The 20,900-nt window shown below is 64.0% G+C and carries 23 protein-coding genes; 18 read left to right on the top strand and 5 right to left on the bottom strand.

Annotated elements, in window-relative coordinates:
- Positions 1-17 precede the first annotated feature (17 nt).
- Positions 18-1,298 (top strand): DUF1565 domain-containing protein, encoded by a 1,281-nt coding sequence (locus tag VGG89_02880; protein ID HEY1975475.1) that lies wholly within the window; start codon positions 18-20, stop codon positions 1,296-1,298.
- Between the two features lie 10 nt (positions 1,299-1,308).
- On the opposite strand, the gene VGG89_02885 is transcribed toward VGG89_02880, so the two are convergent.
- From VGG89_02885 to VGG89_02895, 3 genes are read right to left on the bottom strand one after another with little or no spacing between them, the layout of a single operon-like run.
- Positions 1,309-2,412: a hypothetical protein gene (locus VGG89_02885; protein ID HEY1975476.1), complete on the bottom strand. Its 1,104-nt coding sequence runs from the start codon at positions 2,410-2,412 to the stop codon at positions 1,309-1,311.
- Positions 2,409-2,897 carry a CoA-binding protein gene (locus VGG89_02890; GenBank protein ID HEY1975477.1) on the bottom strand — a complete coding sequence of 163 codons (489 nt, stop codon included), beginning with the start codon at positions 2,895-2,897 and terminating at the stop codon, positions 2,409-2,411. The genes VGG89_02885 and VGG89_02890 overlap by 4 nt, the downstream gene beginning before the upstream one ends.
- Positions 2,894-4,147 carry an O-acetylhomoserine aminocarboxypropyltransferase/cysteine synthase family protein gene (locus tag VGG89_02895; GenBank protein HEY1975478.1) on the bottom strand — a complete coding sequence of 418 codons (1,254 nt, stop codon included), beginning with the start codon at positions 4,145-4,147 and terminating at the stop codon, positions 2,894-2,896. The genes VGG89_02890 and VGG89_02895 overlap by 4 nt, the downstream gene beginning before the upstream one ends.
- Before the next feature lie 39 nt (positions 4,148-4,186).
- Here VGG89_02895 and VGG89_02900 point away from each other — a divergent pair, with 39 nt between their 5' ends.
- Both VGG89_02900 and VGG89_02905 read left to right on the top strand, forming a co-directional pair.
- Positions 4,187-5,464, top strand: coding sequence for a 3-isopropylmalate dehydratase large subunit (locus tag VGG89_02900; GenBank protein HEY1975479.1), 1,278 nt, complete (start codon positions 4,187-4,189; stop codon positions 5,462-5,464).
- Between the two features lies 1 nt (position 5,465).
- Positions 5,466-5,975, top strand: a complete 510-nt coding sequence (locus VGG89_02905) for a 3-isopropylmalate dehydratase small subunit (protein HEY1975480.1) — start codon at positions 5,466-5,468, stop codon at positions 5,973-5,975.
- On the opposite strand, the gene VGG89_02910 is transcribed toward VGG89_02905, so the two are convergent.
- Entirely contained in the window at positions 5,972-6,607 is a 636-nt protein-coding gene (locus VGG89_02910; GenBank protein ID HEY1975481.1) for a hypothetical protein, read from the bottom strand. The genes VGG89_02905 and VGG89_02910 overlap by 4 nt on opposite strands.
- Before the next feature lie 139 nt (positions 6,608-6,746).
- Between VGG89_02910 and rpmE the strand changes: the two genes are divergently transcribed.
- From rpmE to floA, 14 genes are all read left to right on the top strand, one after another.
- A complete protein-coding gene (gene rpmE / locus VGG89_02915) occupies positions 6,747-7,019 on the top strand; it encodes a 50S ribosomal protein L31 (protein HEY1975482.1) in 273 nt (90 codons plus the stop codon).
- Positions 7,020-7,079: 60 nt separating this feature from the next.
- Entirely contained in the window at positions 7,080-8,177 is a 1,098-nt protein-coding gene (gene prfA, locus VGG89_02920; protein ID HEY1975483.1) for a peptide chain release factor 1, read from the top strand.
- 11 nt (positions 8,178-8,188) lie between these two features.
- Positions 8,189-9,079, top strand: coding sequence for a peptide chain release factor N(5)-glutamine methyltransferase (gene prmC / locus VGG89_02925; GenBank protein ID HEY1975484.1), 891 nt, complete (start codon positions 8,189-8,191; stop codon positions 9,077-9,079).
- 14 nt (positions 9,080-9,093) lie between these two features.
- A complete protein-coding gene (locus VGG89_02930; protein HEY1975485.1) occupies positions 9,094-10,788 on the top strand; it encodes a CTP synthase in 1,695 nt (564 codons plus the stop codon).
- A gap of 15 nt (positions 10,789-10,803) precedes the next feature.
- The gene (locus VGG89_02935; protein ID HEY1975486.1) at positions 10,804-11,547 is read left to right on the top strand and encodes a glycosyltransferase family 2 protein; all 744 of its coding nucleotides are present in this window, start codon (positions 10,804-10,806) and stop codon (positions 11,545-11,547) included.
- Positions 11,544-12,575, top strand: a complete 1,032-nt coding sequence (locus tag VGG89_02940) for a glycosyltransferase family 1 protein (GenBank protein ID HEY1975487.1) — start codon at positions 11,544-11,546, stop codon at positions 12,573-12,575. Before VGG89_02935 ends, VGG89_02940 begins: the two co-directional genes overlap by 4 nt.
- Positions 12,568-13,998, top strand: a complete 1,431-nt coding sequence (locus VGG89_02945) for a stalk domain-containing protein (GenBank protein ID HEY1975488.1) — start codon at positions 12,568-12,570, stop codon at positions 13,996-13,998. Before VGG89_02940 ends, VGG89_02945 begins: the two co-directional genes overlap by 8 nt.
- A 121-nt stretch (positions 13,999-14,119) precedes the next feature.
- Complete coding sequence (locus VGG89_02950) at positions 14,120-15,622, top strand: ABC transporter substrate-binding protein (protein HEY1975489.1); 1,503 nt, start codon at positions 14,120-14,122, stop codon at positions 15,620-15,622.
- A gap of 2 nt (positions 15,623-15,624) precedes the next feature.
- Positions 15,625-15,969, top strand: coding sequence for a histidine triad nucleotide-binding protein (locus VGG89_02955; protein HEY1975490.1), 345 nt, complete (start codon positions 15,625-15,627; stop codon positions 15,967-15,969).
- A complete protein-coding gene (locus VGG89_02960; protein ID HEY1975491.1) occupies positions 15,954-16,484 on the top strand; it encodes a DUF488 domain-containing protein in 531 nt (176 codons plus the stop codon). Before VGG89_02955 ends, VGG89_02960 begins: the two co-directional genes overlap by 16 nt.
- 94 nt (positions 16,485-16,578) lie before the next feature.
- Positions 16,579-16,749, top strand: a complete 171-nt coding sequence (gene rpsU / locus VGG89_02965) for a 30S ribosomal protein S21 (protein HEY1975492.1) — start codon at positions 16,579-16,581, stop codon at positions 16,747-16,749.
- Positions 16,750-16,756: 7 nt separating this feature from the next.
- Positions 16,757-17,203, top strand: coding sequence for a GatB/YqeY domain-containing protein (locus VGG89_02970; GenBank protein ID HEY1975493.1), 447 nt, complete (start codon positions 16,757-16,759; stop codon positions 17,201-17,203).
- Positions 17,204-17,248: 45 nt separating this feature from the next.
- Positions 17,249-18,532, top strand: a complete 1,284-nt coding sequence (locus VGG89_02975; protein HEY1975494.1) for an NfeD family protein — start codon at positions 17,249-17,251, stop codon at positions 18,530-18,532.
- A gap of 3 nt (positions 18,533-18,535) precedes the next feature.
- The gene (gene floA, locus VGG89_02980; GenBank protein ID HEY1975495.1) at positions 18,536-19,546 is read left to right on the top strand and encodes a flotillin-like protein FloA; all 1,011 of its coding nucleotides are present in this window, start codon (positions 18,536-18,538) and stop codon (positions 19,544-19,546) included.
- On the opposite strand, the gene VGG89_02985 is transcribed toward floA, so the two are convergent.
- On the bottom strand, positions 19,513-19,839 hold the full coding sequence (locus tag VGG89_02985; protein HEY1975496.1) for a hypothetical protein: 327 nt from the start codon (positions 19,837-19,839) through the stop codon (positions 19,513-19,515). The genes floA and VGG89_02985 overlap by 34 nt on opposite strands.
- Positions 19,840-19,934: 95 nt before the next feature.
- Here VGG89_02985 and VGG89_02990 point away from each other — a divergent pair, with 95 nt between their 5' ends.
- Positions 19,935-20,882 carry a PhoH family protein gene (locus tag VGG89_02990; protein ID HEY1975497.1) on the top strand — a complete coding sequence of 316 codons (948 nt, stop codon included), beginning with the start codon at positions 19,935-19,937 and terminating at the stop codon, positions 20,880-20,882.
- The last annotated feature ends 18 nt before the right edge of the window (positions 20,883-20,900 follow it).

Consider the following 20,900-nt stretch of genomic DNA (forward strand, 5'->3'; position numbering starts at 1 on the left):
GGCAAAAAGGCGCGTCCATGTCTCGAGTGGGCCGAACGCTGTTCGTTATCGTCGCCGCCGCCGCCATCGCCTTGGTGATCGGCAGTACTGCGTGCACGCGGCGTGGGGGTAACGGCGCGCCGCCGGTGGTGACCCCGACCCCGATCAACGCCTACTACGTCAATCCCGTCAAAGGAAAAGACACGAACAACGGCTCGGTCTCGGAACCGTTCAAAACGCTCACCCACGCGCTCGCCACCGTCGTAAAGACCGCCGGAATGGGCATCACCATCAACCTGACCAAAGGCACGTACTCGGTGCGCAGCGGCGAGACGTTTCCGATCGTCATTCCGGCCGGCGTTGTCGTGGCCGGCACCAACTACGGGCATTCGCAGTCGAAGGGCACGTTCATCAACGGGTCGGGCGAAGACACGTACATCGAAACGGCGTTAAACAAGGCTCCGCACACGTTCTCCGCGACCGTCATCGTCAAGGGCGGCGTATCGGCGACGCTCAATCAACTCTACGTCGGGACGTCGGCGGTGCCAAGCGGCATCTACGCGTCGGTCGACGACTTCGGCACCGTCACCGGCGACGCCGATACGTTCGGCGCCGGCGCGCACGAGCCGTCGACCGGCGGCGTGCTGCTGCCGAGCGGAACGCTGCACTGCCTCGCCTGCACGATCGGCGGCCGCGATTACGGAATCGAGGCCTTCACGCTGGCGTCGGCGACGAGCGCGCCGTCAATTTCGCTCAGCGGACCCGGTCAAGCCGTCATTAGCGGCAACGACGCGATTCGTACCGACGGCACCGCTTCGGTGACGGCCTCGGGACAGAATTTTGCCGCGCGTGATTCGGCGTATACCGATACGTACGCCGTTGCCTCGCCGTCGAGCAAACCGGCGACCGTGCCCGCGACGACGACCGGGCCGACGAGCACGCCGACGTCGAGCTCGTCGTCGTCGGGTTCTTCCTCGGGTATGACGCTCGACTTTGGGTACGGCGCGACGGGTTCGTCGGGAGGGAACACGTTCGGACTCGCGCACAGCCTTCACGAAATTTACATCACGACGGGCGGCGCCACGCTCGTCGCGCGCAGCAATACGTGGCTGCATTTCGAAACGCAAGGCACTTCGGGCGCCGGCTTGTATCGCAAAGAGCAAGTGTTCGGACCGGGAACGACCGGGAAAAACGTAACGATCCTCTCGAGCGCCGGCGGATCGAAGGTCGTCGTCGGGCCGCAACCGGCATCGACGCCCACGCCGTCGCCCACACCGTATTACAGCACGTCGCCGTCACCGACGGCGAGCTCGACCTAGTGTCCCGGAACTAACGCGGAAGCAGCGTCTCGGCGTCGAGCGAACAGCCGCGCAGCGACGCGCCGGCGTCGCGTCCGATGACCACCAGTCCATCCGTAAAACGCACGCCCAGATCTTCGGTCGCGACGGCAATGCACGACGACCGGTTTCCAAGATCCACGTGCACGAGCGCGCCGACCGTCCCGTCGGGCAGCGTTTTCCCGTCGGCGCCGGCGACGCGCGTACGCAGCCACGGCGGCGCGATTTTTCGCCGGCCCTCCGGCGCACCGCGCGACAGCGGCGCATCGTAGTACTGTGTCGTCAACTCCGTCATTCCGTACTCGGCGACGATCGCGGTGACGGGAAGGTCGAAGGCGCGCGACGCACGCGCATAGAGCTCTTCGCGCGCGACCGCGCGCGTGCGGCCTTTGAAGCCGCCGGTTTCCATGATCCGGCTCGCCGGCGGCAGCGGAAGATCGATTCCGCGGCGTTCGAGTTCGTCGAGGATATGCAGCAAACCAAATGCCGTCGTCCCGACGCATACGGCGGCGTTGTCGCCGGCTGCCGCGCGCGCGTCGGCGATAAATGCGTCGACGAACAGCTCGTCGCCGCGAACGTACCAGCCGGTCTGGCCGTCGCCGAAGTGCAGGCTGACTTGCTGCATCATGTATCCAAGCGACGAGTGCGGGCGATCCGCGGGATTCGGGACGACGTTGAAGTAGCGAAGCCGGGCGCCGTCGCCGAGCACGAAGCGGTCGAAACCGGCGAGCAGTGCCGCGTCGTAGAGGGCGCGCGTTTCCATGAAGTGACGCCCGCCGGTGCCGGTCGTCGTTCCGCTGGTTTCGAAGGCGAGCGCGGCACTCGCCGGATCGAACGTCGCGAGCGCCGCCTCTTTGTACGCCGCGGCTGGTACCGCCGGAATGGCCTCCCAGCGCGCGGGCAGACTGCTGCGCGAAATGCCGGCGCTCGCGCAATACCGGGCGTACGGAGCGTTGTAGCGAAGTTGATACTCGAGTAGGCGCGACGCGAGATCGTCGAATTGGGCTTCGGGGAGATCTCGCTCGTGCGCGTGCCAGCCGTCGATGACGGCGAAGATCTCGGCGTCGAGCGCGGACGACTCCGCCGCGTAGGTCACGAGCGCGAGTTGGGCAGCAACCGTGAAGAGATGACGCCGCTATTGAGTCCGGTTGCGGAGAGACCGCCGTGAAAGCGCGCGTGCTCGACCTTCATGCAGCGATCGACGACCACGGTGAGTCCGGCGGCATCGGCCTTCGCGATAGCGTCTTCGTTGACGACGCCGTACTGAAACCAGATCGCGCGCGCACCGGCGGAGATCGCGTCGTCGACGACGGCAACGAGCTCGCTAGGTTTGCGAAAGACGTCGACGACGTCGGGCGGCCCGTTTTCGGCGGCATAGGCGGCCACCGACGGATACGCTTTGATGCCGTCGATTGCGTCGATGGTGGGATTGATCGGTACGACGCGATACGCCGTACGCGTGCGCAGATAGGAGAAGACCGTGTAACTCGGGCGCAGCGGATTGGCCGAGGCGCCGACCACTGCGACGGTTTTGACGCGATCGAGCAGGGCGCGCCGCTCGGCGGGGGTGCGCAGAATCATACGACGCCCTCGGGGACGGCCGACGCTCTCAACGCGCGATCCAAATCCCAAGTCAAGTCCGCCGGATCTTCCAAGCCGACCGAAAGGCGAATCGATTCGGGCGGAACGCCGGCTTTGCGCAGCTCGTCGTCGGAGAGCTGCGAATGCGTCGTCGATGCGGGCGCGATGACCAGGCTCTTCGCGTCGCCGACGTTGGCGAGGTGGCTCCACAGCTCCAGTGCGTCGATGAACCGGCGCGCCGCTTCGCGGCCTCCGCGCAAGCCGAACGTGAAGATCGATCCGAGCCGCGGCTCGTTGACCCACGCGACTTCGGAGCGCTGTTTGAGAAACGCGACGATTGCCCGCGCGTTGTCGACGTGACGATCCATCCGAACGGCCAGCGTTTCGAGGCCGAGCAGCAGCAGCCACGCGTCCATCGGCCCGAGCTGCGCGCCGACGTCGCGCAGTACTTCGGCTCGCGCGCGCATGAGAAACGCGTATTCACCGAACGTTTCGGTGAACGTTTTCTGATGATAGGCCGGACTCGGCTGCGACAACAGCGGAAAGCGGCCATTATCCCAGGGAAAGCGTCCCGACTCCACGAGCACGCCGCCGATGACCGCGCCGTGACCGCCGATGAACTTCGTCGCGGAGTGAAGGACGAGGTCGGCGCCGCGCTCGATCGGCCGGCAAAGGTAGGGCGTCGCAAACGTGTTGTCGATGCAAAGCGGAACGCCGGCTTCGTGCGCGATCCCTGCCAGCGCTTGGATATCGGCGACTTCACCCGACGGGTTGGCGACGGTTTCGGCAAAGAGCAGTCTCGTGTTTGGCGCGATCGCCGCGCGAACCGCTTCGAGATCGGTTCCGGGAACGAACGTCGTAGAGATGCCCATGCGTTTGAGGGTAACGGTAAACTGCGTCACCGTTCCGCCGTAGACGTTCTGCGAACAAACGATGTGATCGCCGTTTTGCGCGACCGCGAGCACCGCGCACAACTGCGCCGCGATTCCGCTGGAGAAGGCGATCGCACCGAGGCCGCCTTCAAGGCTGGCCACGCGTTCTTCGAACGCCGCAACGGTGGGATTGCTGATGCGGCTATAGATATGGCCGTAACTGCGCAGGGCGAAGAGCTCCGCCGCCTGCTCGGTTGAACCGAAGACGTACGCAGCCGTTTGGTAGATCGGTGCCGCGCGCGAGCCGGTTGCCGGATCGGGAGGCGTTCCTGCATGGATCGCGCGGGTGGCGAAGCCGAATTGCCGGTCGAGGTGCATGACCCGACTGCTTCGCCCTATAATGAAGAGATCATGGGCATGACACTTACCGAAAAGATTCTCGCTCGGCACGCCGGCCTGGACCGCGTCGAACCGGGGCAGATCATCAACGCCAAGGTCGATCTCGTTCTGGCCAACGAGCTGTCCGCGGCGGTAGCGATCGGCGTGATGCGCGGCATCAAGGGCGCTCAACGCGTCTTCGATCCCAGCCGTATTGCGCTGGTCGAAGATCACTTCGTTCCCGCCAAGGACGCGCAGTCCGCCAAGCTCGCGAAGCTCATGAAAGATTTTGCGATCGAGCAGAAGATCGAGCACTTCTTCGACGTCGGACGCGGCGGCATCGAGCACGTCGTGTTACCCGAAGAAGGTCTGGTCGCGCCCGGCGAGCTGATCGTCGGCGGCGACTCGCATACGTGCACGTACGGCGCCTTCGGCGCGTTCGCGACGGGCATGGGCTCGACCGACATCGCGGCGGCGTTCGTGTTGGGCGAAGTCTGGCTCAAGGTTCCCGGCTCGATCAAGCTGGTGTATAACGGGAAGCTCGGGCGCATGGTCTACGCCAAGGACCTGATGCTGCGCACCGTGGGCGAGCTCGGCATCGACGGCGCGACGTATCGAGCGATCGAGTACCACGGGTCGACCGTCGACGAACTGTCGATCACCGGACGCATCACGATGGCAAATATGGCGATCGAAGCCGGCGCGAAGAACGGAATCTTCCACGCCGATGCCAAGACGATTGCCTACGTCAAGGAGCGCACGAGCCGGGAGTTCGTGGTCGAGCGGTCGGATGCCGACGCAGTTTACGAGCGCGTCGTAACGATCGACGTCGACGAGCTCGAGCCGCAGGTGGCCTGTCCCCACACGCCCGACAACGTGCATCCGATTTCGGAAGTCGCGGCCGACAACGTGAACGTCGACCAAGTCTTCATCGGTTCGTGCACCAACGGCTACATCGAAGATCTTCGCATCGTCGCAAAGATTCTCGAGGGCAAGAAAATCGCGTCGAGCTTGCGCGTGATCGTCAATCCGGGTTCGCAAAAAGTCTGGATGCAGGCCGCACAGGAAGGCGTGCTCACGACGCTTGCCGCCGCGGGCTGCGTGGTCAATACGCCTGGTTGCGGCGCCTGCTTCGGCGGCCACATGGGAACGCTGGGCGACGGCGAGCGCGCCGTTTCGACGACCAATCGCAACTACGTGGGCCGGATGGGCTCGCCCAAAGCCGAAGTGTTCTTAGCGTCACCCGCAACGTGCGCGGCGTCGGCGTTAACCGGAAAGATCAGCGATCCGCGCGTTTTAGAGCTGGCAGGAGTATAGAGTGGAAGATTCGATGCGCGGCAAGGCGCACAAATACGGAAAGAACGTCGATACCGACGTGATCATCCCGGGAAAATATTGCAACATCATCGATCCCGTGGAGCTCGGCAAGCACGCGCTCGAGGGGCTCGATGCCGAATACACGTCGAAGATGAAGGCCGGCGACATCATCGTTGCCGATACCAACTTCGGCTGCGGATCGAGTCGCGAAGTCGCGCCGATCGCGATCAAAGGCTCGGGGACGTCGGCGGTGATCGCCAAGAGCTTCGCGCGGATTTTTTACCGCAACGCGCTCAATATCGGTTTACCGATCTTCGAATCGGAAGCTGCCGTCAACGGTATCGCCAGCGGTGACGATATCGAGGTGCAGCCGGCGACCGGGGCGATCGTCAACCACACGAAGGGCGAAACGTATCAGGCGGCCCAGTTTCCGCCGTTCATGCAGTCGCTCATCGATGCCGGCGGTTTGGTTCCGTACGTCGAGAAACGCTTAGCCGAAGCGAAGGCCTAGCGCGGCGGCGGGTAGCCGCCGCCGCCCGAGGGACCTCCGCCGGCGTTGGGCATCCCGAAACCGCCCGGCGCCGGATTGACGTTCTCGATCCACTTTTCTTTTGGCCGATAGGCTGCCGTGAACGGGATCTGCTCTTTTGGGGTGGTCAGCATGCCGATGATGTCCGTCGTGCCGTCGAGCCGGCCTTCCATCAGAAGCGTCGTTCCGTCGGACATAGTCACGATCAGGCGGATTGCCTGTCCGTCGACCGAGCCGGCAAGCGGGTATCGCTTACCCTTCGTGTCGAGGTAGGTGCCCGTTAAGGTGCTGCCGCTTTGCGGTGCCAGCCGGAAATGCGTGTAGTCGGTGGTGTCCGGATGCTGGATCGCGACCTCCCAGACGCCTTCGAGCCCTTTGCGCACAACGGCGGGCGGCGTGGGAGTTGCGCCCGGCGACGGTGAGGTGAGGGGAATCTGCGGGCCGTTGGGCGGAGCCAGTGAGGTCGGGCTGGCCAGAGGTCCGGGGGCCGAAACGGGCGGCGGGGTCGGAGGCGGCGTCGCGGCAACGACGGGCGAGCTCGAGGCCACCGAGCCGTAGCCGAGGAGCGCGACGGCTGCTGCCGACGCGAGGAGGGTGGACGCAAAGGGTTTCACGCGGGCGCTCTTAGGCGGCGTCGTAGCGGCTCCTGCGAAGCGACCGCTCCGTACCGGCGAGCTCCCGAAGGGAGCGTCGTCCCGAAGGCACGTAGTGCCGAAGTCGAGGGGTTGCGGGCCCTGGTATAATGCTAAGGCTGTGAAAGACAAGATCCATCCCAAATGGCACTCGCAAGCGCGCGTCCACTGCGCGTGCGGCAGTACCTTTACCACCGGTTCGACGCTGCCGGAAATCTCGGTCGAAATTTGTGCCGCGTGCCACCCGCTCTTCACCGGGCAACAGAAGCTCATCGATACCGCTGGCCGCGTCGACAAGTTCAATCAGCGTTCGGCCGCCGCGAAGAAGAAGCAGGAAGAGGCCGCCGTCCGCAAAGCGGATCGCGACGCCAAAAAAGCCGCCGCATCCCTTTAGCTACGCACTGTTTTCCGGAAGCGAGCCGTTGATGCGGCTCGCTTTTGATTTGGTTACGCCATGAACGACGCATTACGGGAACGGCTCGACGCGATGGGCCGCCGCTTCGACGAAATCGAGGCGGGGCTGGCACATCCGGCCGGCGGCTTCGATCAAACGAAGTTTACGGCGCTGGTGAAAGAGCGAGCGCAGCTGGAAGCGCCGGTAGAAAAGTACCGACGGCTGACCAAGACGCGCGACGAGATGGACGCCAGCGCGCGCCTTGCCCGCGAGAGCGACGGCGAAATGCGCGAGCTTGCGGAAGAAGAAACGCAGAGTCTACGCGAGCGACTCGCGTCGCTCGAGGACGAGCTGCAGCAACTGATGATCCCGCGCGACCCCAACGACGACAAGGACGTCTTCGTCGAAATCCGCGGCGGCGCGGGCGGCGACGAAGCGGCGATCTTTGCCGGCGATCTCGCGCGCGCGTACATGCGTTTCGCCGAACGCCTGGGCATGCGCGTCGAACTCGTTTCGGAAAGCCCCAGCGACGCCGGCGGATATAAGGAAATCGTCTTTGCGGTCAACGGCACCGGCGACGCCGAGCCCTACCGTTACTTCAAACACGAGTCGGGCGTGCATCGCGTTCAGCGCGTACCCGAAACCGAAGCGCAGGGGCGCATTCACACCAGCACCGCGACGGTGGCCGTGCTCCCGCAGGTCGACGAAGACATCGAGATCGAGATCAGGGCTTCGGATCTCCAGATCGACACCTATAAGGCCTCCGGCGCCGGCGGTCAGTACGTCAACAAGACCGAGTCGGCGATCCGCATCACGCACGTCCCCAGCGGCGTCGTCGTCGCTTCGCAGCAAGAACGTTCCCAGATGCAAAACCGCGAGAAAGCGATGCAGATGCTGCGTGCCACGCTCTACGATCGCAAGCTGCGCGAACAGGAAGAGGCGGTCGGATCGATGCGCCGTTCGCAAGTCGGCACCGGCGACCGCTCCGAGAAGATCCGCACGTACAACTTTCCGCAAGACCGGGTAACCGATCACCGCATCAATCGTAACTTCGGTAACATTCGCGCGATCATGGACGGCGATCTCGGACACATCGTCGACGAACTGCTCGCCGACGAGCGTGCGCGCTTGCTCGCGGGAGAAGCATCCGCGGTATAGAAGCCGCCGTGATGAACGCCAAGGCCTACCGGCCTCAGACGGTAGCGCAGACGCTCGCGCGCGGCATCGTGGCGTTGGCCAAAAACGGCGACTCGCCCCGCGCCGACGCGGTACTGCTGCTGGCGCACGTGCTCGGCCGCGAGCGCGCGTGGGTGACCGCTCACGGCGAAACGTTTCTTTCCAGGCCGCAGGCCGAAAAGTTCACATCCCTGTGCGACGTCCGGGCGCTGGGCACGCCGTTGGCGTACATCTTGGGGTTTGCCGGCTTCTACGGACGCGAGTTTGCCGTCAACGAGCACGTCCTCGTACCGCGCCCGGAAACCGAACATTTGGTGGACGAAGCACTTGCGTTCGTCAAAATGCGCGTGAACCCGGATTTCCCCAAACAGTTCGTGACGGCGCTCGACGTCGGCGTCGGTTCCGGCGCGATTGCGTGCACCCTGGCCGCCGAAAACGCCAACGTCTTCGTCGAGGGCACCGATACTTCGCCGGCGGCGCTGAAGGTCGCGCAACACAACGCCCGGCGGCTCAACGTGATCTCGCGATGCCGCTTTCATTATGGAAGCTTGGCGATGCCGATCGGCGACCGCAGTTTCGACGTCGTCGTCGCGAACCTGCCGTACATTCCCAGCGACGACGTGCCGCGACCGCCCGACCCCGCCGGCTACGAGCCGCGCGAAGCGCTCGACGGCGGACCGGACGGCCTCGACGCGTACCGGAAGTTTCTCGGGTCGGCGCCGGCGCTGCTCAAACCGGGCGGCTTGTTGCTCATGGAGGCGGCCCCCCCAACCATCGAGGGGCTGGCGCTCCTGGCCGGCCAGGCGTTCCCCCGCGTCGATTTCGAGATCCGCGAGGACTACGCGGGCCTCGCTCGTTACGTAAAGCTCACGTCGCCAAGCTAGGAGCCAAAGGCCCGTTGCCGCTTCGCGCCGAAACGCAACAACCCGAGATGGCGAAGTATATCTTCTTCACCGGCGGCGTCGTGAGTTCGCTCGGCAAGGGCATTACGGCGGCCTCCCTCGGACGACTCCTCAAATCCCGCGGCGTCAGCGTGTCGATCCAAAAGCTCGACCCGTATATCAACGTGGACGCGGGCACGATGAACCCGTACCAGCACGGCGAGGTCTTCGTCACCGAAGACGGCGCCGAGACCGATCTCGATCTGGGGCACTACGAGCGGTTCATCGACGAGAATTTGCAGCGGGCGAATAACGTCACGACGGGTCAAATCTACAACTCCGTCATCGAAAAGGAACGCCGCGGCGATTACTTAGGGGCGACGGTTCAAGTCATTCCGCACATCACCAACGAGATCAAGGCGCATATCAAGCGCGTCGCGGAATCCAGCCATGCCGACGTTTGCATCGTCGAAGTCGGCGGCACCGTCGGCGACATCGAGTCGCTGCCGTTCTTGGAGGCGATCCGCCAGATGCGTTACGACGTGGGCGAAGAGAACGTGATGTACGTCCACCTTACGTTGATGCCCCACCTCGGCGCCGCGGACGAGCTCAAAACCAAGCCGACGCAGCACTCCGTGCGCGAACTGCGCGGCATCGGTATCTCGCCGGACGCCATCGTCTGCCGCACGCAATCGTCGACGCCGATGTCGGTGGAGCTCAAGGAAAAGATCGCGCTGTTTTGCGACGTTCCGCCCAGCGCCGTCGTGCAAAACAGCGACGCGAAAACGATCTATCAAGTCCCGCTCAACCTGGAGGCCGAAGGTCTGGCCCAAGCGGCGGTGAGGAAATTGAACCTGCCCACGCAGGTGCCCAAACTCGCGGATTGGGAAGATTTTGCCGCGCGGATGCTCCAACCGCAGCGCCACGTCACGATCGCCCTCGTCGGCAAATACGTCGAGCTCAAAGACGCGTACATCTCGATCATCGAAGCCCTCAATCACTCCGGAAACTTCCACGACGCGGCCGTCGAAATTCGCCGCATCGATTCCGAGACGATCGAAGAGAGCGGTATCGAACTGCTCGAAGGCGCGCACGGGATACTGGTCGCCCCCGGCTTCGGGGCGCGCGGCGTTAAGGGCAAGCTTCGCGCGATACAGTGCGCACGCGAGCGTAAAATACCGTATTTGGGGATATGCTTCGGCATGCAGCTCGCCTGCGTGGAGTTTGCGCGTAACGTGTGCGGGCTGTCCGACGCCATGTCGAGCGAAGTCGACGAATCGACGCCGGATCCGGTGATCGATTTCATGCCCGACCAGCGCAATCTCGAAATTCTGGGCGGCACGATGCGCTTAGGAGCGTACACGTGCACGCTCGACGCCGGAACGCACGCCGCTCGGGCGTACGGCGAGGTGGAGATCAGCGAGCGTCATCGCCATCGCTATGAGTTTAACAACCGCTATCGTCCGATTTTTGAAGAGCACGGCATGCGCTTTAGCGGACACCACACGATCGGCAAAACGACGCTGGTCGAGCTCATCGAGCTTCCGCCGGAGATGCACCCCTGGTTCGTCGGCACGCAAGCGCATCCCGAATTCAAATCTCGCCCGAACCGCCCCTCACCGCTGTACCGCGATTTTATTGGTGCGGCGCTCGTGCATTCAGATAGCGCTGGTCTCAAGCACGGCTCGATCGAACGTTCAGTCACGCGCTAAGTCCTCGTCGCAACCGTGAATCCCGCTGACGTTACTGCCGTCATACTCACGCGGGATGAGGAGCGTAACTTACCAAGAGCACTAACGAGCTTGCCGAAAGGTATGCACATGTTCGTGCTCGATGCGTGTTCGACCGATCACACGATACAGTTTGCCCGGGGTGCCGGCGCCGAAGTGGTGCAGCGTGAATGGACGGACTTTCTGGACGCGCGGCGTTTTGCGCTGGGGCACGTGCGGACCCCTTGGGTGCTGATGCTCGATGCCGACGAAGCCCTCGACGACGTGCTGCGCGACGCGATCGAGCGTGCGGATCCGGCGATCGACGGCTACCGCGTGCGCCGGACGACGTACTTCTGCGGCCGGCCGATGCGGTTGTGGCGCGACGAACCGCTGCTGCGGCTGTTCAAGCGGGATCGCGCGCATCTCGAATCCGCGCCGGCAACCGACGCGGACGCGGCGCTCCACGAACGTTGGGTCGGCGACGGCAGCGTGGCCGAATTGACCGGATCGCTGCTGCACTACTCCTATCCGGACGCCTCGGCGTATCGCAAAAAGTTCGCGCAGTATACGGCTATTGAAGCGGAAGGATCCCGAGCGTCGGTGGGAGCCCTGCTGGCCGCGTGCCTGCGCGCAGCCGTGAGGTTTCCGTATTTCTTGTTGGCCAAGGGAGCGTTGCTCGACGGTCTAGGCGGGATTTACGTGGCGTGCGGCTCCGCGACGTATCCCATAGCGGTGGCTTGGAAAGCGCTGCTCCGTTGACGCGGGGAACGGTGGGACTCGATGCGCGGCTGACCGCTCAAATGTCGGTGGGAATGCAAACCTACGTCCGCGAGCTCGTCGCGCGCCTTCCGAACGTGGCGCCGGAGTTTTCCTATCGCACGTATTCCAGCGGGCGCAACTTCGGATTGGAAGAGCAGATCCGCTTGCCGTGGGCGATGCGGCGGTCGCGCGTCGACCTGGTGCACTTTCTTTCGATCTACGTGCCCCTGCTTGTGGCTGCGCCGTCGATCGTTACGGTGCACGACCTCATCCACTTGCGCTTTCCGCAGTATTTCAAGGCGAAGGTTCGGCCATACTATCAAACCGTCGTTCGACTCGCCTGCGCGCGAGCGAAGGCCGTTATCACCGACGACGAGCGAACCGTTGACGATTTGCACGAACTGCTGGGCGTCGAGCGGAAGAAGATTCGCGTGGTCGCGCTCGGCGTCGACGACCGGTTTTTGGCGCCGGCCGAACCCTTCACGGCCGAGCGTCCCTACGTGCTCTACGTCGGAAACCATCGGCTCCATAAAAATCTGGCGACGCTTTTCGACGCGTGGTCAAAACTGCCCGAAGAGAACGCGGTCGATCTCTACGTGACCGGTCCGGACGATTTCAACGGCGAGCTGCAGCGGCGCGCGACGGGCAAGCGCGCGATCGTGGCGCTGGGCGACCTTCCCGACGATCGGCTCGCCTCGTATTACGCCGGCGCACGGGCGCTCGTGCAGCCGGCGCTGCGGGAGGGATTTGGGCTGCCGATGCTCGAGGCAATGGCGGCCGGCTGTCCCGTCGTCGCGTGCGAGGACGCGGTTCCGCGAATCCTGGAGCCGGCCGCGCTGACCTTTGCTGCGCGGGACTCGGGCGAGTTGTCGGCGATTCTGCACGACGTGCTCGCCGACGCAGGGCTCCGCGACCGGTTCGTCAACTTAGGGCGGCGAATCGCCCGGACGCTTACGTGGGATCGATGCGCGCGGGCGACTGCCGACGTCTATCGAGAGGTGCTCGAGCCTGCGCGCAAACGTGTATAGACGCCTTTTGTCGATGGCGGCGTTGATCGGCCTGCTCGGCGCGGCGCCGCCCATTTCGATCGTCATCAACGGCGACAAGCTTCCGATCGATCCGCCTCCGCTGATGGAGCACAACGTGCTCTACGTTCCCGTGCGGCACACGCTCGCGGCGCTCGGTCTGCCGTTCTTCGCGCAAGACAAGCACGTGACGACGCAGGTCGGCTCGCGCAACGTGGACGTCGCGCCGACCATCGAGATCAGGAACGTGCTCTACGCGCCGCTGCGGTTCTTTAGCGACGTCCTCGGCGCGCAAACGAACTACGACCGAAAGACGAACACCGTAACGATCGTGGCGCAGCTCGTCGGACGGACGGCCAACGGTTTGAGTGCGACGCACGAAGGCTACGTTCGAGTTGGAACGGTCGCCGCGGTCGACGTGTTGTCGGATCCGCCGACGATTACGCTGGGTTACGATACCGGACCAAAGACCATTGCGATCGGGCGCAACGCGATCATCGAAATGGAAGACGTCGGCGCCAACGTCACGAGTCCCGGCGAACTCGGCGACGTCCGCCCGGGCGATTTCGCGCGCGTCGAGATGGACCGTAGGGGCAGCGTCGAGCGCGTGATCGACGCCTACGGATCGCACTACGGAAAAATCGTCGCGGTCGGCAGCGGTCAGTTCGTGCTCGACGACGGCCAGGTTATTGCCGCCGGGCGCACGACCGAGATCGCGCTCAACGGCCGCGCCGCCGGCTTTGGCGACTTGAAGCCCGGCGACGACGTGAGCGTTCGATACAACGTCGAGACGAACGAAGTTCGCGAAGTGCTGGCCAGCCGGAAAGTCGCCGGCGTCAGCGGCGACCCGCAGCTCATTACGAGCGTCGAAGACGATGCCAATCAGCCGCTGCGCGCCGGCGACGCGGTGCACGTCACGATACACGGTACGCCGAGCGGTTCGGCGACCTTCGACATCGGTTCGTACGTCACGAATATCGCCATGCAAGAGACGCAGCCCGGCACCTATTCGGGCGTCTACACGATTCCACGCGGGGCGAACTTTTCGGCCGTGCCGGTGATCGGCCACTTGCAGTTGCCGGGGCGTGCCCCGGCCGACGCCGCCGCTGAGCAAACGGTTTCGGCCGCCAGTACCGCGCCGGGTATCTCGGCCATTGCTCCGGACCCCGGAGCAACCGTCAACGGCTCGCACCCGGGCATTTTTGCCGCGTTCTCGGCCGGCGCGGTCCCGGTCAATCCGTCGAGCGCCGTGCTGTGGGTCAACGGGCGCGACGTTACCTCCGAATGCGTGCGCACCGCGCAGTTCATTCAATACCTTCCGTCGTATTCGTATCCGAACGGACCGGTGCGCGTCACCGTGCGAATCGCGGACCGGGCCGGGAACGTCACCACGAAGTCTTGGACCTTTTCGATCAAGGCGCGGTGACGGCAGGGGGTAGCAGGTGCGTAACGGAGCCGAACGAGTCCGAGCATCGGCCGTTTTAACGGCCCTTCTTTTCAGCGGGTGCACGTCGCAGCCGGTCACGCGACCGGCCTACGCAGCGTCGGTGAACGACCCCGTGCTGCTCGTCGCGCGGGCGGGAGACGCGGTGTCGCTGGACCCCGCGCAAGCCAGCGACGGATTCTCGCTCAACATCACGCGCGAGATCGTCGAAGGTTTGGTGCAGTTCAAGCAGGGGACGTTCGACATCGAACCCGCTATCGCGCAATCGTGGAGCGTCGGCGGCGGCGGACGCAGTTGGACGTTCACCATCAAGCGCGGTCTGAAATTCTCCGACGGCACTCCCGTCGACGCCCAGGCGGTGAAGTTCAACTTCGACCGCTGGCGGCTGATCAGCAATCCGTATCACGGGAACTTTAGCTATCCGTACTACATTTCGGAGTTCGGCGGATTCCCAGGACTGATCCAAGACGTCCAGGCGCCGGACACCTACACCGTCGTCTTTACGCTCGCGCGGCCGTTCGCGCCGTTTCTTCACGATCTCGCCGTGCCGTCGTTCGGGATCGGTTCGCCGACGGCGATTCGCGACGACCTCGCCGGCTTTGCTTCGCATCCGGTCGGATGGGGACCGTACACCTTGGGCGAGTGGGTCAAAGGCGACCGTATCGTGTTGCGCGCGAATCCATCCTATCCGGTGCGGTCGACGTACTCCGCGGTCGTGATTCGCGACATGGGGGATCCCGCAGCCGGCGTGCGCGCGATGACGGAAGGGACGGTCGACGTGCTCGTCGATCCGGCGCCCGACAGCGTGGACGCGCTATCGGAAACGCCGGGCGTGACGATGTACTATCAGCCGCCCAACAATAGCGCCTACCTCGCGATGAATATCGACCGCAAACCGTTCGACAAGCGTGCCGTCCGAGAAGCGGTGGCGTACGCGCTCGACGTGCGCGGCATCGTCAAAGAGTTTTTCCCACGCGGCGCAGAGGTTGCGGACAACTGGACTCCGCCCGGCATGGCGGGCGAGAACTCGAGCGTCAAGGCGTACGCGCAGAACGATAAACGCGCGCGCGCGCTGCTTGCGAGCGCCGGATTTCGCGACGGGTTCAAGACCGAACTCTTTTACACGACCAGGGCCCGGCCGTATATGCCCGATCCGGCGCGCATGGCCCGGGAAGTTGCATCCGAGCTTCACCGCGTCGGCATCGACGTGAAGCTGGAATCGTTCGACTGGAGCGTGTTCCTGGAAAAGATCCACAACGGGGAGCATCCGATGGTGCTGACCGGATGGAGCGGGGATAACGGCGATCCCGACAACTTCATGTACACGCTGCTCGACAAAGACTCGGCGCGCCGGCCGAACGCGCTCAACTACAGCTTCTGGCGTGACGAAGCGTACCATCAACTGATGCTGCAGGGTCAGAATACCAGCGATCCCACCCAGCGAGCGCTCATCTACGAGCGCGCCAACGCGATGGTGCACGACATGGTTCCGTCGATTCCGATCGTCCATTCGGCGGTGCCGGTGGCGATGCGAACGTCGATCGCTGGGTACATTCCCAGTCCGGACACGAGCATCGCTTTCGAGTTTCTCCATCCGCCGGGGTAACCATGAACGAGGACTGTATCTTTTGCCGGATTTCGTCGGGGTCGATTCCGGCGAAGGAAGTCTATCGCGACGGCGATGTGCTCGCCATCGAGGACGTCAACCCACAAGCCCCCGTGCACTTGCTCGTTCTGCCGTCACGGCATCATCCGAACATCGCAGCGCTCTCCGATCGTGACGACGGTTCGCTGGTTGGGAAGCTGATCGAGGTCGCTTCGCGGCTCGGGCGCGAGCGCGGCGGCGACGGATTCAGGCTCGTGATCAACACCGGCCGCGACGGCGGACAGACCGTCGATCATCTCCACGTTCACGTGCTCGCCGGCCGTCCGATGACGTGGCCTCCCGGGTAGCCTCGCAGCCGCTCTTTACGATCGGTCACGGCGCCGTCGATATCGACACGTTCATCGGCTACGTGTGCGATGCGGGAATCGCATCGCTCGTCGACGTGCGACGTTTTCCCGGCAGCCGTAGACATCCGCAGTTCGGCTCGGCCGCACTTTCGGACGCGTTGCGGCAAGCCGGTGTTGCGTACCGCCACGCCGTCGATCTCGGAGGGCGGCGTCGTCCGTTGCCCGATTCTGCCAACACCGGCTTGCGCAACGAAGGCTTTCGCGGCTACGCGGACTGGATGGCGAGTGACGCGTTTCGAGCGGCGTTTTCGAGCGTCGTCGACGAGTCGCGCGAACGCCGCACGGCCGTTATGTGCGCCGAGACGCCGTGGTGGAAATGCCATCGGCGGCTGATCTCCGACGCCGCGGTGCTGCTGGCGAACGATCACGTGGTCCACCTGATCGCCGGGAAACAGGCCGATCACCGGCTCACCGAAGGGGTCGAGGTCGAGGGAGGTAGCCTCCTCTATATTTGACGCACTTGCTGCCCTATGTTAGGGTAGGTGCTCAGGCCCCTCGGGGCCTAATTTTGCGTGCGTCAGCACGTCTCGAAAGGGGGGTCGTTACAGAATGGAAGTTCGCGTTGCTCCGGGCGAATCGATCGAGAGCGCGCTGCGTCGCTTCAAAAAGGCCACCCAAAAGGCGGGGATCCTCGCCGAGGCGCGCAAGCACGAGCATTACGAGAAGCCGAGCGTGCGCCGCAAGAAGAAGTCGGCAGCCGCTCGCAAGCGCCGCAGCTAATAACACAATGGCATCCTTGAAAGACCGCATCGCCTCCGATCTCAAGGAGGCGATGAAGGCGCGCGACCAACTGAGCCTCGATACGCTGCGGTCGGCCCTTTCCGGGTTTACCTACAAACGCTCCGAAGCCGGTCAAGACCTCACCGACGCCGACGAGCTCGACGTTGTGCGGCGTTTGGTCAAGCAGCGCGGCGACTCACAAGCCGAGTTCGAGAAGGCCGGACGGACGGAGCTCGCGGCCAAAGAGCGCGCCGAGCGTGAAATTCTCATGGCCTATTTGCCGCAGCAAAAATCGGCGGCCGAGGTGCGCGAGATCGTTCAAAGCGTTCTGGCGGAGCTGCCGCCGGAAAACCGCAACCAGGGCGCCGTCATGAGGGTCGTCATGCCCCAGCTCAAGGGCGTGGCCGACGGCAATTTGGTCCGCCAAATCGTCACCGAAGAGCTCGGCCAGTAACCTTTTCGCGCCGCGACGGTAGCTAGCCGTATGTGGAGTCGACGCTTGCGTGCCTGGGTTTGCTCCGGCCTCGTGCTGTGCGGTATGTGCGGGCTGGGCGTCGCCGCGTTCGCTCAGGAGGCCCCTCCGGTCGTCGTCGTACCGATTCACGGTACCGTCGACCAAGGCATGGCCCACCTCGTCACGCGGTCGGTGCAAAAAGCCAACGAAGAACATGCCGCCGCCGTCGTTCTCGACGTCAACAGTCTCGGCGGTATCGTCGATGCCGCACTGCAGATCAAAGACGCGCTGCTTTCGGCGCACGAACCCGTCATCGCGTTCGTTTCCGGCCGCGCATATTCGTCGGCAGCACTCATCTCGCTTTCGTCGAGCCGCATCATCATGGCGCCGGGCGCGTCGATCGGATCCGCCGAGCCGCATCCCGATACGCGCGAGACCGTTTCGGCGCTAAAAGCCGAGTTCGAGTCGACGGCGCTGCGCAATCACCGCAATCCAAAGCTTGCCGCGGCGATGGTCGATCGAACGATCGACGTTCCCGAATATAAGCCGACGGGAGCGTTTCTAACGCTCAACACGCAGGACGCGATTCGTTCGCACATCGCCGACGGGATTGAACCGTCGCTGGATGCGGCGCTCACGGCACAAGGTCTGGGTTCCGCTCCGCGCGAGCAGGCGGGGTACACCTGGGCGGAAGAGCTTGCGCGGTTTGCAACCGATCCGGTCATTAGTGGGCTTCTGCTGACGCTCGGCATGCTGGGGTTGCTCATCGAGATGCAGACGATGCACGGCATCGCCGGCGTTATCGGCGTCGGCGCGTTCGCGCTCTTCTTCGGAGCGCACATCTATGCCGGATTCTCCAACGGCATCGTCGCGGTTTTGGCGCTGCTGGGCGTCTTGGGCATCTTGTGGGAGCTGCACGTCGTGCCCGGCCACGGCCTACCGGGAATCATCGGCGCCGTCTTACTCTTTTGCGCGGTGCTCTTCGCATTCGGGACGCCGTTTTTCGTCATCGCCGTCGAGACGATCGCGACGGCCATCGTGCTCACCGCGATCGGCTTTTCGCTGCTGGTGCGCGCCGTTCCGCAAAACGCGTGGGCCAACCGGCTGGCGTTGGCGGCAGTGCAAGGTCCCGACTACGTCGCCAGCGCCGACTTTTCAGCGCTGCGCGGGAAGAGCGGCGTGGCGGCCTCGTACCTGCGGCCGGCCGGGATCGCGCAGATCGAAGGACACCGCGTCGACGTGCTGACGCAGGGCGAGTTCATCGCGCAGGGAACCCCGATTCGCGTCGCGCGCGTCGAGGGCGCGCGCATATTCGTTGAGGAGGTATAGAGGGTGGCGTTAGCTGGAGCGGGCGCGGCGATTGTCATATTCGTTCTCGTCGTCGCGTTCTTCATGTTCCTGTACTACTTCCCGATCGGGATGTGGATCAGAACGGTCGCGGCCGGCGTACCGCTGGGCATCATCTCGCTGGTGCGGATGCGTTTGATCGGCATTCCGCCTAGCGTGATCGTCTCGAACTACGTGCGCGCGCGCAAAGCCGGATTGGATCTCACCGTCGACCAAATGCAGTCGCACTTTCTTGCGGGCGGTAACGTGGACAAGGTGACCTTGGCCATGATCGCCGCGCAGCGCGCGCAGATTCCGCTGGAGTGGCAGCGTGCCGCCGCCATAGATCTCGCAGGACGCGACGTGCTCGAAGCGGTGCAGACGTCGGTAAACCCGAAAGTCATCGAAACGCCGATCTTCCAGGGCGTTGCGCAAAACGGCATTCAACTCAACGTCAAAGCGCGTATCACGGTGCGTACGAATCTCGATCGTTACGTCGGCGGCGCCAGCGAACCCACGATCGTTGCGCGCGTCGGCGAAGGCGTCGTCTCGGCCGTCGGTGCGGCTATCGATCACAAGGAAGTACTGGAGTTTCCCGATCGCATCAGTAAAGCCGTCCTCGCAAAAGGGCTCGATGCGGGCACCGCATTCGAGATCGTCTCGATCGATATCGCCGACGTCGACGTCGGCAAGAACATCGGTGCCGAGCTGCAGACGAGTCAAGCCGAAGCCGATCGGCGGATCGCACAGGCGAAAGCCGCGGAACGGCAATACGCGGCAATGGCTTCCGAACAAGAGCAAAAAGCTCAGACGCAGGCGATGCGCGCAAAAGTCGTAGAAGCCGAAGCGCAAATCCCCCAAGCGATCGCCGAAGCGTTTCGCAGCGGCAATCTGGGCGTGATGGATTACTATCGATTGAAAAACCTTCAAGCCGACACGGACATGCGCTCGACGATCGGAGGCTCCGCCGACGCCGCAAGCGATCAGCAAGCGCCGCCCACGCCGCCCGTGAAGTAGGTTTCGACCGTGCGCGACATCGGCGGTCTCGTTTGGATCGTCTTCGTGCTCTTCGCGGTGATATCGAGCATCGTGCGAAGTGCCAGGCGTGCTCGGGCTGCCCCGGCCTCGCCTAACGCTCGAGTGAATCGGTCGGCCGGAGCGCCCGCGCGGCCTCCCGTGATGGTGCAAGCGGCGCCGGCTCCGCCGCCGGCTCGCGTACCGCCGGTTGCAAGCGTACCGCCGCCGCCAATCGTGATCGCGCCGCCGCGCCCGGTTGTATCACACGTCGAGTTGCCGCGAGCGCGCGCCACTGGATTTTTTGCCGACCGCGGGGCCCTGATCCGCGGTATCGTCGCGGCAGAAGTGCTGGGAAAGCCTCTCGCGCTGCGCGACGAATAATCGGCTATTGACTTCAACAACCCGCTCTATCGAGCTGCACGATCTTCCCGATCGCGTTCGCCTGTTCGGCGAATTCGACCGCAACCTGTCGGCTATTGAGGAGGCGCTCGATGTTTCCGTACAGGCCGATGGCGATTGGCTGCGCGTCAGCGGGCATCCGGACGACGTTGAACGCGCCGAGCACGTCGTGCGCAAGATGCTCGACGCTGCCCGCGGCGGCACGTTCGTGACGCCCGACGACGTTTCGCTGGCTTCCAACGACGTACGTGAGGGTTCGGGCGAGCGTGCGCTGCCTGAAACGCTCGCGCAGACGCAACGCGGCAAAAGCGTGCGTCCGCGAACGCCCGGACAGCGCCGGTTCGTCGAAGCCGTCGAATCGAAGACGTTGACGATCGGGATCGGTCCGGCCGGTACCGGAAAGACGTACCTCGCGATCGTGATGGCCGTCCGCGCGCTGCGCAATCGCGAAGTCGCGCGCGTGATCCTCTCGCGACCGGCCGTCGAAGCGGGGGAGAAACTCGGATTTCTGCCCGGCGATTTACGCGAAAAGGTCGACCCGTATATGCGTCCGCTCTTCGACGCGCTCAACGAACTGCTCGGTCCGGCGGTCGTCGACAAACACATCGACCGCGCGACCTTGGAAGTCGCACCGCTGGCGTACATGCGCGGCCGGACGCTTTCGGACGCGTTCGTCATTCTCGACGAAGCGCAGAATGCGACCAACGATCAGATCAAGATGTTTCTCACGCGTCTGGGCTCCGCGTCGAAGATGCTCGTCGTCGGCGACGAGACGCAAATCGACTTACCGTCGGGCGAGCGCAGCGGGCTGCGGGACGCGGCAAACCGCTTGAACGGTCTCGGCGACGTCGCGATCGTCGAGTTCGATGAAGGCGACGTCGTTCGTCATCCGCTGGTGGCGAAGATTATCCGTGCGTACGCACCCAAAAAGCCGTGATCTATTATCGCAACGACG

Source organism: Candidatus Baltobacteraceae bacterium, assembly GCA_036488875.1.
Taxonomy (GTDB): domain Bacteria; phylum Vulcanimicrobiota; class Vulcanimicrobiia; order Vulcanimicrobiales; family Vulcanimicrobiaceae; genus JAFAHZ01.

What these genes read in the sequence shown, in the direction of transcription:
- VGG89_02880 (HEY1975475.1), top strand. Translation starts at nt 18, where the DNA reads ATGTCTCGAGTGGGCCGAACGCTGTTCGTTATCGTCGCCGCCGCCGCC.
- VGG89_02890 (HEY1975477.1), bottom strand. Translation starts at nt 2,897, where the DNA reads ATGATTCTGCGCACCCCCGCCGAGCGGCGCGCCCTGCTCGATCGCGTC.
- VGG89_02895 (HEY1975478.1), bottom strand. Translation starts at nt 4,147, where the DNA reads ATGCACCTCGACCGGCAATTCGGCTTCGCCACCCGCGCGATCCATGCA.
- VGG89_02900 (HEY1975479.1), top strand. Translation starts at nt 4,187, where the DNA reads ATGACACTTACCGAAAAGATTCTCGCTCGGCACGCCGGCCTGGACCGC.
- prfA (HEY1975483.1), top strand. Translation starts at nt 7,080, where the DNA reads ATGAACGACGCATTACGGGAACGGCTCGACGCGATGGGCCGCCGCTTC.
- prmC (HEY1975484.1), top strand. Translation starts at nt 8,189, where the DNA reads ATGAACGCCAAGGCCTACCGGCCTCAGACGGTAGCGCAGACGCTCGCG.
- VGG89_02955 (HEY1975490.1), top strand. Translation starts at nt 15,625, where the DNA reads ATGAACGAGGACTGTATCTTTTGCCGGATTTCGTCGGGGTCGATTCCG.
- rpsU (HEY1975492.1), top strand. Translation starts at nt 16,579, where the DNA reads ATGGAAGTTCGCGTTGCTCCGGGCGAATCGATCGAGAGCGCGCTGCGT.
- VGG89_02970 (HEY1975493.1), top strand. Translation starts at nt 16,757, where the DNA reads ATGGCATCCTTGAAAGACCGCATCGCCTCCGATCTCAAGGAGGCGATG.